Genomic DNA, 13,102 nt, shown 5'->3' with positions numbered 1-13,102 from the left:
AATGTGTATACAAAGCCCGTTTTATTCAAAACTACTTACAGGAAGCCATAATGAGCAAAAACAAAGAAGATACAGATAAAGATAAGGAGCTTGTTGTTGAAAAGTCAGTTTACCGATCTGACCACGTGATTGGAGAGAATAACGTAGAAATAATGGGCATGGACTTACATAATCCTGTGTTCTTTTTCTCATCTACACTTATTGTTGTATTTGTTCTATTAACCCTACTATTCCCTGAATTAGCCAAACAATCTTTCGATGCATCAAAAAGTTGGTCTATCGACCATTTTGACTGGCTATTCATTGTCAGCGGTAACCTTTTTGTCCTTTTTTGTTTAGCCTTGGTTGTTTCACCTTTTGGAAAAATCCGACTCGGTGGTACTGAAGCAAAACCAGACTTTAGCAAATTGTCTTGGTTTTCTATGCTATTTTCTGCCGGAATGGGCATAGGTTTAATGTTTTGGAGTGTTGCAGAGCCTGTTGGTTACTTCACTAATTGGTATGGCACCCCCCTAAATACGGTTGCCGGTACTCCCGAGGCAGCTAAAATGGCGATGGCGGCAACAATGTATCACTGGGGATTACACCCATGGGCCATCTATGCCGTTGTAGGCTTGTCTTTAGCTTTCTTCACTTTTAACTGCAACATGCCATTAACCATCCGCTCTTCTTTTTACCCATTGTTAGGCGAGCGAGTTTGGGGCTGGCCGGGCAATGTCATTGATATTACCGCGGTATTAGCTACTATTTTTGGTCTCGCTACTTCTTTAGGTTTTGGGGCACAACAAGCGGCTGGAGGTTTAAGCTTCCTATTCGATATACCCAATACCATAAACACTCAGATTGCCATTATATTTGGCGTTACCATGGTCGCCATATTCTCAGTGACTCGAGGCTTAGATGGTGGGGTTAAACTATTAAGTAATATCAATATGTCACTTGCGGTTGTATTAATGTTATTTGTTATTATTACGGGCTCTACTTTAGTGATTATTAATGGTGTTGGCACAACCCTGCTTGCCTATGCCGAAAATATTATTCCGTTAAGTAACTGGATTGGTCGTGAAGACGAAACGTTTTACCATGGCTGGACTGTATTTTATTGGGCTTGGTGGGTTTCTTGGTCACCGTTTGTCGGTATGTTCATCGCAAGAATTTCGCGCGGCAGAACGGTTCGTGAATTTATATTAGCAGTATTATTTGTTCCTACTTTACTTACATCAGTATGGATGGCAACCTTTGGCGGCATGGGTCTTGAACAAGTACAAAATGGTGTAGGTCAATTAGCTCAAGGCATTGGTGATAGCTCGTTAGCACTATTTCAAATGTTAGAGAACTTGCCTTTAAGCAATGTTACTTCGTTCTTGGCGATTGTCTTGGTATTAATTTTCTTTGTCACTTCATCAGATTCAGGCTCTTTAGTCATAGACAGTATTACCGCTGGTGGTAAAGTAGATGTGCCGGTTCCACAAAGAATATTCTGGGCAGCTATCGAAGGTGTTATTGCTGCTGCATTATTATTTGGTGGTGGCAAAGATGCATTGGGTGCTTTGCAAGCTGCAGCCATCACAGTCGGTTTACCTTTTACCGTACTATTAATTGTTATGTGTTTCGGTTTATTCTTGGGATTAAAAAGAGAGTATAAAAAACTAAGTTAAGACAACTTAGCTTTCTCACAACAAAGTCTAATTTAGCTAAGCAGCCTAGTGCAATACTTGATATAGTAAATAGATATCAATGCTCTAGGTAACTTAGCTGAATCATATGGATTTATTTCTTCTTAAAAAGATCATCACTGTATTGAGCATGCCCATCAATATAGTGCTGTTATTACTTATTTTTGCCCTCGTTGTTCATCGTAAAAAGCCTAAACAAAGTATTAAGAGCCTATCAACTGCTATAGTCATTCTACTTATCAGCGCCTTCGCACCTTTTTCAGATACGGTTATGACCGCTATTGAAAATGATTACCCGCCTTATGTTAAAACAAACGTGTCTGTCGATTACATTGTGGTATTAGGTTGCGGCCATAATACCAACGCTGAGTTGCCGGTAACTAGCCAACTAAAAACTTGTTCGTTACAACGAATGGTTGAAGCAGTACGTATTTATCAACTACATCCAGAAGCCAGAATAATCACCTCAGGTTATGGCGGACATAATCCTGTATCTAATGCGGAAACGGTAAAGCAATCATTGATACTTTTAGGCGTTCCGGCGCAAAAAATTATTACTGAAAATTTTCCAAAGGATACTGAAGAAGAAGCACAACTCATTGCGCCGCGAGTACAAGGCACCCAAGTGATACTGGTGACAAATGCTGACCATATGCCGCGATCTATCAATTATTTCCAAGCAGAAGGAATATACCCTATTGCTGCACCGACTGGCTATTGGGTAAAAAATCCAGACAGTAGTAAAAGCTGGGTTCATTACATACCTACGAGTAAGAAGTTAGAACAAACCACTATTGCTTGGTATGAGAGTTTAGGGCTGATAGTGCAATGGTTTAAATCACTCTTTAGCTAAATAAAATTAAGAAGGTTACTTGAATCGATAAAATAGATTCAAGTAATAAACCGACGTAACCTGTCTCCGCTTAAACCTTAAGTTTTAAACGGGGTTATCGATATCAACAAATATTACTTCAAGTCCGTGCTTTTCAGCTAAATGCTCTCCTAAGGCTTTTATCCCATAACGCTCAGTGGCATGATGGCCAGCAGCAAAGAAATGTATATCCATTTCATGGGCTATATGAGTCGTTTGTTCTGATACTTCACCCGTTAAAAAGGCATCTATGCCCTGCTCTGCAGCGAGTTCAATATAACCTTGACCACCGCCAGAACACCAAGCAATAGTTTTTATTGGCTTATTACTCGGTGCCGCAATATGTAAACATTCTCGCTCAAGCGTACTATTAATTAACTGGCTAAATGCTTCACCGCTACATGGATGCTCGAAACACCCTTGCATAGCAACGCTTAATGGATTACCTACTTCTAGCGGCTCTACATCGACAATATTAAATAACTTAGCTAACTGTGCGTTGTTACCTAGCGTCGGATGAATATCTAAGGGTAAGTGATATGCAAATAAATTAATGTCATTTAGCAATAGTGCCTTGATTCGATCATGCTTCATGCCACGAATAACGTAAGATTCATTTTTCCAAAAGTAACCGTGATGTACCAGTATGGCATCAGCTTGCTCTGCGATTGCTTTATCAATTAAAGCCTTAGAAGCTGTGACCCCGGTGATCACTTTACTAATGTGAGCACTACCTTGAATTTGTAAGCCATTAGGAGTGAAGTCTTTTATTTGTTGCGGTTTTAACAATTCAGCTAAATAGCTTTCTAGTTCATTACTTTGCATAGTTGGGTTACTTTTAATAAGGATAAAATAAAGGTTAGGTTGTCAGTTCACAGAAACTATCTTTCTTGGGGGAATTATCTCTTCTGATGCCCTTTTTTGTGATCCACTAATTCTCGATGTGTGCTTAGACTAGGGACTTTTACAGGACGAAATCCAGATCGAATCTGCCATTTGGGTTTAATTGGTGTTAAGGGTAATACTCTTTTTTTCGCGACAATCACATAAACAGAGCCTAAGGCAGGTAAGTAACTTTTTGCCAACTTGTGCCATCTATGTTCTAAGCTGTCGGTGCTCACCTTCCCTGTTAAACTACTATGTAAACAACGTTGATCAGCTAAAATTTCAAACCCCATTAAATGTAGCCAATCTTTGATTCTCATTGGCGAAAAGAAATGTTCATTCCAAGGTGTTTTGCTACGTCTATACGGTAATAGACGGTTTAAGCCAACAAGGCTTAGTGGATTAAATCCCGTTAAAACTAAGTAACCATTGGGAATTAACACTCTATTAGCTTCACGGACCACATGGTGAGGGTCAAGCGAGAACTCCAATGCATGGCTTAACAAACAAACATCAACACTATGCTCCTGCAAAGGTAAATCATCAATATCTCCAACCACATTAGCCAAGCCATTCTTAATGCTAATACTTACTTGATGATTAATAGTGCAGTCAGGTATCTCGATTTCACTACTTAATGCACCAAGCTTAATTAAATGATAACCAAAAAACTTTTGCCACCAAGGGGCAAGTTCTTGCTCTATTGCCTTTTTAATGACTTCTCCATTAGGCAATGCCTTCCATGAGTTAGGGTAATGTGGCTGTCGAAAAGCTAACGCAGGTTTCATAGAGTCTTCTTTTAGGCGTATAATGGTATTAAGTATATACCCGTTACCTTTCAAAGTGCATGATTTAAGTGGGAGTTAAAAATGATTTAGGCAAGGCATTTATTTTAAACAATGGTTATTCCCTTGTTCAAATGAATAACGCTGCTTAAAGCACTCTTAAACAAGCATCTTGAGTGGCAACGGGTATAAATCAAACTACAGGTAAAATCTCATATGACTAACTCTCACCAAATTGTTACTGCAATTAACGCGTTTAATGATAATTATATTTGGGCTATTTCTAGTCAAAATAATGATAAAATTGCACTGGTCGACCCAGGTGATGCAGTAGTGTGTATAAAGTACCTGCAAGAAAATAACTTGGCGTTATCTGCCATTCTGATCACCCATCATCACAGCGATCATGTCGGTGGTATTGAAAAACTCCTTGAATACTCTAAAGATAAAGCGTGGCCTGTGACTGTTTATGGACCCGCTACTGAAAAGATTGCTCAACTAGATATCACACTTAAAGAGAACGATACTGTTGACTTAACGGAGCTTGATTGCCAATTTACTGTGCTCGATTTACCGGGTCACACTAAAGGTCACATTGCTTACTATAACGATAAAATGGTTTTCTGTGGTGACACCCTATTTTCAGGTGGTTGTGGTCGCTTGTTTGAAGGGACTCCTCAGCAAATGCATCACTCTCTGACTAAGCTAGCGAACTTAGCAACTGATACGTTAATCTATTGTGCCCATGAATATACCCAAGCGAACTTAGCCTTTGCTTTAGCAGTAGAGCCTAATAACACTGACCTGCATAACTATGCAGAGCAAGTAAAAGTGAAGCGTCAACAAAACCAAGCAACTATTCCAACTAATATAGCGCTTGAACTGCAGATAAACCCTTTTCTACGTTGCCATGAAGAGTCTATTAAACTTGCTGCACAAACTTATAGTAATCAAAATCAGCCTAATGATAGTGAGGTTTTTTCAGCGATTAGGGCTTGGAAGGATAATTTTTAATCCGTCAATTTATAAGGCTTAGATGGGCATTGTTGATTCTAATTGGAACCGCCAAACAGGTATAAGTTATTATAAAGTTAGTAGAAATTATCCTGAACATACTTCCTAGGCTGATTATTCTCTTTTACCTATATCTTGCTTCTAAGCCGCTACATTATTGCTAACTAGCCAATAAATTAGTCCGATTGGTGTTAAACATGCTAATCTGCTCAATTATTTTTAATTCCTGCTGATTTTAACTGGTTATTCATGAAGTATTTATTATTACCCGTTGTAGTTCTTTTAGCCGGCTGTCAAAGCCTATCCCAAAGTGATGGTAATGCCATTACTGACAATTCAGATTCGCAAGTTGAAACTGCTCATCCAGTTGAGATTAATCAAGCGTTATTAGCAGATGAAAGCATTGACGTTATCCATCCTGTTGCTGATGTTGACTTCTCTTTAAATAATACCTTAAAAGATCAAAAAGCTATTGATGAGAATAATATTTGGCCACGCATTCGTAGCCAATTAACGTTTGATATTCCGAATCAAAAACGTCTTGTCTCTCAGAGAAACTGGTATGTAAAGCACCCTAGTTACCTTAAACGTGTTGCTAAACGTGCCGAGCCTTTCCTCTACTATATTGTTCAAGAGTTAGAAAAGAATGATATGCCAATTGAGCTGGCTTTCTTACCTATTGTAGAAAGTGCTTTTGACCCCTTTGCTTATTCGCATGGTCGCGCTTCAGGCATGTGGCAGTTTGTGCCGGGTACAGGTGAACGTTTTGGTATGAAGCAGAACTGGTGGTATGACGGCAGACGTGATGTCGTTGCTTCAACCGAAGGTGCTATTAAATACCTAAAATATTTGCACAAGTTTTTCGATGGCGATTGGATGCTCGCATTAGCGGCATATAACTCTGGCGAAGGTCGTGTTAGAAATGCCGTAAGAAAGAACAAACGCCTAGGTAAACCGACCGATTTTTGGTCGCTTGATTTACCAAAAGAAACCCGTGCTTATGTACCAAAATTATTAGCCTTAGCTGATATTGTAAAGCGCCCTGAAGACTTTAATTTATCACTTTATTCAATCGATAATAAAAGTGTCTTGAGCCAAGTAGATATTAAATCACAGCTCGATTTAGCGAAGGCAGCAACGTTAGCAGGCTTATCGTTAGCTGAATTACAGCGTTTAAATCCTGGTTTTAATCGCTGGGCTACTGATCCTGACGGCCCACACCGTTTATTGTTACCTTCGCACACCGTAGAAAAGTTTGAACTAGGTCTGAGTAAGCTGAGTAAGAAAGATCGACTCGCTTGGCAACGTTATAAAATTAAAAGCGGTGATAACCTAGGACTTATTGCTAATAAATTTAATACCCGCGTTGATTTGATACAACAAGTGAATAACATTAAAGGCAATCAGATACGTGCTGGAAAGCATTTGCTTATTCCTGTTGCGGCTAAATCATTAGATAGTTATGTTTTCTCACAAGAACAACGTATTGCTAAAAAGCAAAATAGACCACAAAAGGGACGAAAACTCGTTCACACCGTTAAATCTGGTGATAATTTATGGGACATAGGACGTAAATATAAGGTAAATAGCAAAAGTATTGCTAAATGGAATGGTTTTGCCCCAAGAGACACGTTAAAACTCGGTCAAAAGTTAGTGATTTGGCAAAAAAGTGATACTAAATCAAATAAGTCGAACTTTGCTAACAGTAAAACCGGTAATAATGTCGAAAACGCCATTATGCGAAATATTACTTATAAAGTACGCCGTGGCGACTCTTTCGCTCGCATAGCCGATAAGTTTAATGTTCGAATTAGTGATATTGAACGTTGGAATAATCTTGATAGAAAGAAATATTTACAGCCAGGTCAGCGATTAAAGCTTTCTGTCGATGTAACTAATAATATTTAAGAACAACTGCTTACTTTCATTGAACTAAGTATAGCGAGTTGATAAATATATAAAAAGCGAGTCTCAGGCTCGCTTTTTTATTGTCTTTTTATCTGCCAAATAAGATGAACGTTAAAAACGTTGACTGGTAAAGTCGACAAAAAACGTCTGCTTTTTATCTATCAATTCCACCGTTATCCACAAACGCCACACCATTTGTTCTTCACTGCAATTGGCCAATAAACTTTCTGCTAAATAAACTTTCCCTTCATCAGTAGGTTCAAAAAATACCGGTACCTTACCCATAAACATATCTCTACCCTCCAGATAAGCAGATACTTTGGTAATACTTTGCAAAGGTCTTTGCTGAGAAAATGGTGTCAGCTCAATAAAAAAGGGTAGTTCAGTTATAACCTTGTCTGATAACTGATGCTGAGAAAATTTAACCTTAAAATGAGCAAACTCGGTATTGATTTCGCACTGGCTCTGACTTTCAATACATAGTGCAACTAGGGCACTAGCGTTATTTACAGAGCTTTTTTCACTTACTGGCTTACAGGCACTAATGAGGAATAAACAACCAACAAGGGAAAGCCATTTTAACACGTTATTAAACCTCTTATTAGACACTGAAAAACCTACCTTTTGCTGCAAAGTTGTTATTATCCACTAACGCCAGTAAACTAGCTACCCTAAGTCTTAGTTAACTAATATCAATAAAACGTCTTGTTATTGAAAATTTATTCACCTTAAAGTTTACGCCATTAGTTAATTTAATTGATAAAACATACTCGTTGTAAGTAATGACCCTATCTAGTAAAACGACCAAGAAAAATACTTCTCAGCATAAGCATCCGCGATACGTTGACTGTGATAATTGCTCGATGCGAGCCATCTGTCAGCCGATCGGCGCCGATAATCAGGCTATTGATTTAACCAGTAACTATCTAACTAGACGTGTTGAAGTTAGCACTGAACAAAGTTCATCACTGCCGCTAAATCAATCGGCTGGTGTTGCATTGTTTGAACAAGCTAGTCCACTTACCGCTATATTCGCAGTATGTTCAGGGACTTTTAAGTTGTGTCAGAAAAATGATGACGGCCTTGACAGAATTGTTGGTTTCAGGTTTCCTGGTGAACTGATAGGTGAAGATGCTTTATTTTTAGAAGTTTATAACTACAGTGCTGTTGCCTTAGGTGATAACTCAGTTTGTGAGGTTTATGTAGATTCGCTTTCTGCCTGTTCACAATTAGCACCAGAGTTACAGCAAAACTTAATTCAATTACTCACAAAACAAAGCTATGAGCAACAACGTAATGCTCACGCGATCACTGGTAAAAAATCGGCTGACTGTTTACTCGCTGCATTTTTACTTAATATTTGTCAGCGCAATGCTAAACATTCAGGCAATGAAACAGAAATAGAGTTAACCATTAGTCGTCAAGACATTGCCAGTTTCTTAGGTATGCGTCGTGAAACTTTGAGCCGATTATTGTCAAAATTTCAACATGAACAGCTAATTAGTCTCAATGGTAAACAATTATCCTTATTATCCCTAAATCATTTGAAGCAACTTTCAAATCAATAACGTTCATCGTGAAAAAAGCTAAATAACGCTGGTATTTAATTCTGTCAAAAAGTCTCTAAGTGGGGTGCCCTCTATCTCTGCTAAAATTTATCAACGAATAAAAAGTGAAAGTTAATAAATCTTTGCTAACTCATTGAGTTACTTTTATCTTTTATTGTTCAATTAATATCCACAAGCAATTTAAGGGCAATTCTCTTTTATTGATCTACATCAAATTTAAACGCGCATAGTTGTTGATTTATATCCTTGCCAAAGGGTAAAATTGCTGGGATTTAGACACATTTGCTTACACGGATGTGACATATATCACAGCTCATAGAGCAAACACACAGAGTTAGTATGAATTGTGTCCTATATCTAAGGCTTTTCATGTTTAGGTATTACAGCAAGAAATACTTTCTGATTAATAATAACACTGCGGAATCCTTAACATGACCACAAGTAATACGTCAGCAGTAGACTACAACTTCGATGTTGTACGTCAGTTTACTGTAATGACTGTAATCTGGGGAATCGTGGGTACACTAGTAGGTGTACTTATCGCGGCACAATTAATTTGGCCTGCGTTAAATTTTGATACACCTTGGTTAACCTACTCCCGTCTTCGTCCACTTCATACTAATGCTGTAATTTTTGCTTTTGGTACAAGTGCTTTATTTGCCACGTCTTATTACGTTGTGCAACGTACCTGTCAAACGCGTCTATTTGGCGGTAAATTAGCAGCCTTTACCTTTTGGGGTTGGCAAGCTGTTATCGTTGCAGCGGCTATCTCGTTACCTTTAGGTTATACCTCTACTAAAGAGTACGCAGAGCTAGAATGGCCAATCGACATTCTTATTGCTGTTGTTTGGGTTTCGTACGCCATCGTCTTCTTTGGTACCTTAGTTAAACGTAAAACCTCGCATATTTACGTAGCTAACTGGTTCTTTGGCGGCTTTATCGTTACCGTTGCTGTGTTGCATATCGGTAACTCAATGGTTATACCTGTTTCGGCAATGAAATCATACTCACTCTATTCTGGCGCTATTGATGCCATGATGCAGTGGTGGTATGGACATAATGCCGTTGGTTTCTTATTAACTGCTGGTTTCTTAGGTATGATGTATTACTTCGTACCAAAACAAGCTGAACGTCCTGTATATTCTTATCGTTTATCTATTGTTCATTTTTGGGCATTAATTTCTTTATATATTTGGGCTGGTCCTCATCACTTACATTACACTGCACTTCCTGATTGGGCTCAGTCAGTTGGTATGGTAATGTCTATCGTATTATTCCTTCCTTCATGGGGTGGTATGATCAACGGTATCATGACGCTTTCTGGCGCATGGCATAAACTTCGTAGTGATCCTATTTTACGCTTCTTAATTGTTTCATTATCTTTCTACGGTATGTCTACCTTTGAAGGCCCGATGATGGCAATAAAATCAGTTAATGCCTTATCTCATTATACTGACTGGACTGTTGGTCACGTACATTCTGGTGCTCTTGGTTGGGTTGCTATGGTTTCAATTGGTGCTATGTACCACTTAATCCCAATCTTGTTTAACCAAGGCCGTATGTACAGCATGCGCCTTATCAACATTCATTTCTGGTTGCACACTGCGGGTATCGTACTTTATATCGTAGCTATGTGGATTTCAGGTGTAATGCAAGGGTTAATGTGGAGAGCTGTGAATAGCGACGGTACATTAACATACAGCTTTGTTGAGAGTTTAACCGCTTCTTACCCATTCTATTTCATCCGCTTCTTAGGTGGTGTATTAGTGGTAACTGGTTTCTTATTAATGGCTTACAACATGTTTAAAACAATTGGTGCTAAAGACGGAAGTCTTAAGCCTCTTGAAGTAGCTTAAGGAGAGCCATATGAAAAATTCACATGAAAAAGTTGAAAAGAACGTTGGCTTGTTCTTCCTATTTACTGTCTTTGCTATCAGCATCGGTGGTTTAGTAGAAATTACGCCATTGTTTTTCCAAAAAGAATTAGCGACGCCAGTTGATAACTTAAAACCTTACACTGCCCTGCAAATGGAAGGTCGTGATATCTACATCCGTGAAGGTTGTAGTAACTGTCACAGTCAAATGATTCGTCCATTTCGCGCTGAAACAGAGCGTTACGGTCACTACAGTGTTGCGGGCGAAAGTGTTTGGGAACATCCATTTTTATGGGGTTCTAAGCGTACTGGTCCTGATCTAGCACGTGTTGGCGGTCGTTATAGTGATGATTGGCATATTGCCCATTTAACAGATCCTCGTTCAGTTGTGCCAGAATCAAACATGCCTGCATATAGCTGGTTGAATACTGACACACTTGATGGTGAGTTAACGGGTAAGAAGCTAGCAACATTTAACTTCTTAACACGTAACCGTAGTCATAAAGACGAAAACGGCAATGCAATTCCGCTTTATACTCAAGCAGAAATTGACGGCGCTAAAGATGCTGTAAAAGGTAAAACTGAAATGAGTGCCTTGATTGCGTATTTGCAATCACTTGGCCACGCATTAAAGTAAGCTGAGCATCATGGATTACGGAACACTTAGAGGGTTTTTTGCCCTCCTTATATTGGCGTTGTTTATTATCATCGTTGTATGGTCCTATTCAAAAAAGCGTAAAGACTCATTTGATGATGTCGCAAACTCTATTTTTGAAGAAGACAAATTAGATACAGCAGATAAAACGCGCCATCCCGATAAAGAAAGCAAACAGGAGACGAATAATAATGTCTAGCTTCTGGAATATATGGGTTTGGGTTCTTACCCTTGGCTCGTTAGTAGGGTGTTTTTTACTACTACGTATGTGCTTAAAGAACTTTGCAGGCGTTGAAGAAGGCGAATCAATGGGTCATACGTTTGACGGCATTGAAGAGTTAAACAACCCTTTACCAAAATGGTGGAGCACGTTTTTCTTATTAACTATCGTTTGGGCATTTGGTTATATCGCACTTTATGGCTTAGGTAACTGGACTGGCGTTTTAGGCTGGAAAAGCTCTAACCAAGGCATTTTAAACCTTGCGGAATCAAAAGCTAAAACAATAGAGAACTTGCATAAAGACTCTGGTGTATTAGTACAATATGACCGTGAAGTTGCCGCTGCTGATGCTAAATTTGGTCCGATTTTTGAAGCTTACGCTGCGCGTAGCATTGAAGATTTGGCTACTGACGGCGACGCATTAAAAGTGGGTCAGCGTTTGTTCATCCAAAACTGTTCACAGTGTCATGGTTCTGATGCTCACGGTACTACCGGCTTCCCTAACCTAACTGATAAAGACTGGTTATATGGCGGCACACCTGCAGTGATTAAAGAGACTATTATGAATGGTCGTATTGCTTCAGGCATGATGGCTTGGGAAGGCGCATTAGGCGGCGACCAAGGTGTTAAAGAAGTTGCAGCTTATGTCATTAGCTTAAGTGGTCGTTCAGTAGATCCTGAATTAGCGAAAGCCGGTAAAGCTAAATTTGCTTTATGTGCTGCTTGTCATGGTCCTGATGGTCAAGGTAGCTTAGCATTAGGTATGCCTATGGGCGCGCCAAACTTAACAGATAATGTTTGGTTATATGGCGGTTCAAAACGTGCAATTGAAGAGTCTATCCGCAATGGTCGTGCTGGTGTTATGCCGCCATGGAAAGATATTCTTGGTGAAGAAAAAGTTCATCTAATTAGTGCTTATGTTTATAGTCTTTCTCAAGATTAATAATCCATAATACTGATACTGAGCGGCTTAGTTCGGTCTTTGTCATTCATGACAGATTGAGCTATCCCTCAACATGAATATAAAACCCTTGTTACACTTTGTAACCAAGGGTTTTTTTATGTCTTTTAAAGAGCACAAAAGTAGATGCTTGTTGAGAAAAAAGGTATAATCCTGCCCCATATTCTACCGTTAACGTAAGTACTTTTTTATGAAAGATTCTTGGTACCGCGAGCCTTGGGCTTGGTTAGTTTTTATTCTTCCTTTTACTGCTGTTGTAGCTGGTATTGCTACGTATATCATAGCTAATACTAACCCTGATACGTTAGTCGTTGGTGATTATTATAAAAAAGGTAAATCCATCAATTTAGAAGTGGGCAAAGTAAAAATGGCCCAAAAATTGGGCATGCGATTTGCGCTTCAGTTAAAAGACAATGAGTTAATAATTAAACCAACGGGTATTGAAAAAGTTTTCCCACTACTTAATGTCAGTTTTTTTCATCCTACCCTTGAAGAAAGAGACTTTTATTTAGCGTTAACTCAAGATGGTAATGGCTATTTCAGACACCATTTTGATAAAGATATTAGCGGCAAATGGAAACTGACCCTGACTTCTTTTGAAAACAATTGGAAAATACAAGATACCCTTAGCTTACCGCAAGCTGATTTTATCGATTTAATTCCTAACCCGATAAAAGCCCAATAA

The 13,102-nt window shown here is 38.8% G+C and carries 13 protein-coding genes; 10 read left to right on the top strand and 3 right to left on the bottom strand.

Going from position 1 to position 13,102, the window contains the following annotated elements; genetic code table 11:
- Positions 1-50: 50 nt before the first annotated feature.
- Together CPS_RS08885 and CPS_RS08880 are read left to right on the top strand one after the other, a co-directional pair.
- Positions 51-1,658 carry a BCCT family transporter gene (locus CPS_RS08885; RefSeq protein WP_011042827.1) on the top strand — a complete coding sequence of 536 codons (1,608 nt, stop codon included), beginning with the start codon at positions 51-53 and terminating at the stop codon, positions 1,656-1,658.
- Positions 1,659-1,764: 106 nt separating this feature from the next.
- Positions 1,765-2,529 carry an ElyC/SanA/YdcF family protein gene (locus CPS_RS08880; RefSeq protein WP_011042826.1) on the top strand — a complete coding sequence of 255 codons (765 nt, stop codon included), beginning with the start codon at positions 1,765-1,767 and terminating at the stop codon, positions 2,527-2,529.
- A gap of 84 nt (positions 2,530-2,613) precedes the next feature.
- Here the strand turns inward: CPS_RS08880 and CPS_RS08875 are convergent, their stop codons facing one another.
- Together CPS_RS08875 and CPS_RS08870 are read right to left on the bottom strand one after the other, a co-directional pair.
- Entirely contained in the window at positions 2,614-3,372 is a 759-nt protein-coding gene (locus tag CPS_RS08875; protein ID WP_011042825.1) for a Nif3-like dinuclear metal center hexameric protein, read from the bottom strand.
- Positions 3,373-3,446: 74 nt separating this feature from the next.
- On the bottom strand, positions 3,447-4,220 hold the full coding sequence (locus CPS_RS08870; RefSeq protein ID WP_011042824.1) for a class I SAM-dependent methyltransferase: 774 nt from the start codon (positions 4,218-4,220) through the stop codon (positions 3,447-3,449).
- Positions 4,221-4,433: 213 nt separating this feature from the next.
- Here CPS_RS08870 and gloB point away from each other — a divergent pair, with 213 nt between their 5' ends.
- Positions 4,434-5,231 carry a hydroxyacylglutathione hydrolase gene (gene gloB, locus CPS_RS08865; RefSeq protein WP_011042823.1) on the top strand — a complete coding sequence of 266 codons (798 nt, stop codon included), beginning with the start codon at positions 4,434-4,436 and terminating at the stop codon, positions 5,229-5,231.
- A 249-nt stretch (positions 5,232-5,480) separates the two neighbouring features.
- The gene (locus CPS_RS08860; protein ID WP_011042822.1) at positions 5,481-7,139 is read left to right on the top strand and encodes a lytic transglycosylase; all 1,659 of its coding nucleotides are present in this window, start codon (positions 5,481-5,483) and stop codon (positions 7,137-7,139) included.
- A 111-nt stretch (positions 7,140-7,250) separates the two neighbouring features.
- Here the strand turns inward: CPS_RS08860 and CPS_RS08855 are convergent, their stop codons facing one another.
- Complete coding sequence (locus CPS_RS08855; protein WP_011042821.1) at positions 7,251-7,724, bottom strand: hypothetical protein; 474 nt, start codon at positions 7,722-7,724, stop codon at positions 7,251-7,253.
- Between the two features lie 197 nt (positions 7,725-7,921).
- On the opposite strand from CPS_RS08855, the gene CPS_RS08850 reads away from it, so the two are divergent.
- From CPS_RS08850 to CPS_RS08825, 6 genes are all read left to right on the top strand, one after another.
- Positions 7,922-8,707 (top strand): Crp/Fnr family transcriptional regulator, encoded by a 786-nt coding sequence (locus tag CPS_RS08850; protein WP_011042820.1) that lies wholly within the window; start codon positions 7,922-7,924, stop codon positions 8,705-8,707.
- A gap of 431 nt (positions 8,708-9,138) precedes the next feature.
- Positions 9,139-10,563: a cytochrome-c oxidase, cbb3-type subunit I gene (ccoN, locus tag CPS_RS08845; protein WP_011042819.1), complete on the top strand. Its 1,425-nt coding sequence runs from the start codon at positions 9,139-9,141 to the stop codon at positions 10,561-10,563.
- A 10-nt stretch (positions 10,564-10,573) separates the two neighbouring features.
- Positions 10,574-11,218 carry a cytochrome-c oxidase, cbb3-type subunit II gene (gene ccoO / locus CPS_RS08840; protein WP_011042818.1) on the top strand — a complete coding sequence of 215 codons (645 nt, stop codon included), beginning with the start codon at positions 10,574-10,576 and terminating at the stop codon, positions 11,216-11,218.
- A gap of 10 nt (positions 11,219-11,228) precedes the next feature.
- On the top strand, positions 11,229-11,435 hold the full coding sequence (locus tag CPS_RS08835; RefSeq protein ID WP_011042817.1) for a cbb3-type cytochrome oxidase subunit 3: 207 nt from the start codon (positions 11,229-11,231) through the stop codon (positions 11,433-11,435).
- Positions 11,428-12,399: a cytochrome-c oxidase, cbb3-type subunit III gene (ccoP, locus tag CPS_RS08830; protein WP_011042816.1), complete on the top strand. Its 972-nt coding sequence runs from the start codon at positions 11,428-11,430 to the stop codon at positions 12,397-12,399. Before CPS_RS08835 ends, ccoP begins: the two co-directional genes overlap by 8 nt.
- 208 nt (positions 12,400-12,607) lie before the next feature.
- Entirely contained in the window at positions 12,608-13,102 is a 495-nt protein-coding gene (locus CPS_RS08825; protein WP_011042815.1) for a FixH family protein, read from the top strand.

The sequence above is a fragment of the Colwellia psychrerythraea 34H genome (assembly GCF_000012325.1).
Lineage (GTDB): Bacteria > Pseudomonadota > Gammaproteobacteria > Enterobacterales > Alteromonadaceae > Colwellia > Colwellia psychrerythraea_A.
The sequence above is the reverse complement of the archived record's forward strand: the minus strand, read 5'-3'. Positions and strand labels throughout refer to the sequence as shown.

Coding starts and splice junctions, on each gene's coding strand:
- gloB (WP_011042823.1), top strand. CDS start 4,434: ATGACTAACTCTCACCAAATTGTTACTGCAATTAACGCGTTTAATGAT.
- CPS_RS08875 (WP_011042825.1), bottom strand. CDS start 3,372: ATGCAAAGTAATGAACTAGAAAGCTATTTAGCTGAATTGTTAAAACCG.
- CPS_RS08825 (WP_011042815.1), top strand. CDS start 12,608: ATGAAAGATTCTTGGTACCGCGAGCCTTGGGCTTGGTTAGTTTTTATT.
- CPS_RS08835 (WP_011042817.1), top strand. CDS start 11,229: ATGGATTACGGAACACTTAGAGGGTTTTTTGCCCTCCTTATATTGGCG.
- ccoN (WP_011042819.1), top strand. CDS start 9,139: ATGACCACAAGTAATACGTCAGCAGTAGACTACAACTTCGATGTTGTA.
- CPS_RS08880 (WP_011042826.1), top strand. CDS start 1,765: ATGGATTTATTTCTTCTTAAAAAGATCATCACTGTATTGAGCATGCCC.
- CPS_RS08885 (WP_011042827.1), top strand. CDS start 51: ATGAGCAAAAACAAAGAAGATACAGATAAAGATAAGGAGCTTGTTGTT.
- ccoO (WP_011042818.1), top strand. CDS start 10,574: ATGAAAAATTCACATGAAAAAGTTGAAAAGAACGTTGGCTTGTTCTTC.
- CPS_RS08870 (WP_011042824.1), bottom strand. CDS start 4,220: ATGAAACCTGCGTTAGCTTTTCGACAGCCACATTACCCTAACTCATGG.
- ccoP (WP_011042816.1), top strand. CDS start 11,428: ATGTCTAGCTTCTGGAATATATGGGTTTGGGTTCTTACCCTTGGCTCG.
- CPS_RS08850 (WP_011042820.1), top strand. CDS start 7,922: ATGACCCTATCTAGTAAAACGACCAAGAAAAATACTTCTCAGCATAAG.
- CPS_RS08860 (WP_011042822.1), top strand. CDS start 5,481: ATGAAGTATTTATTATTACCCGTTGTAGTTCTTTTAGCCGGCTGTCAA.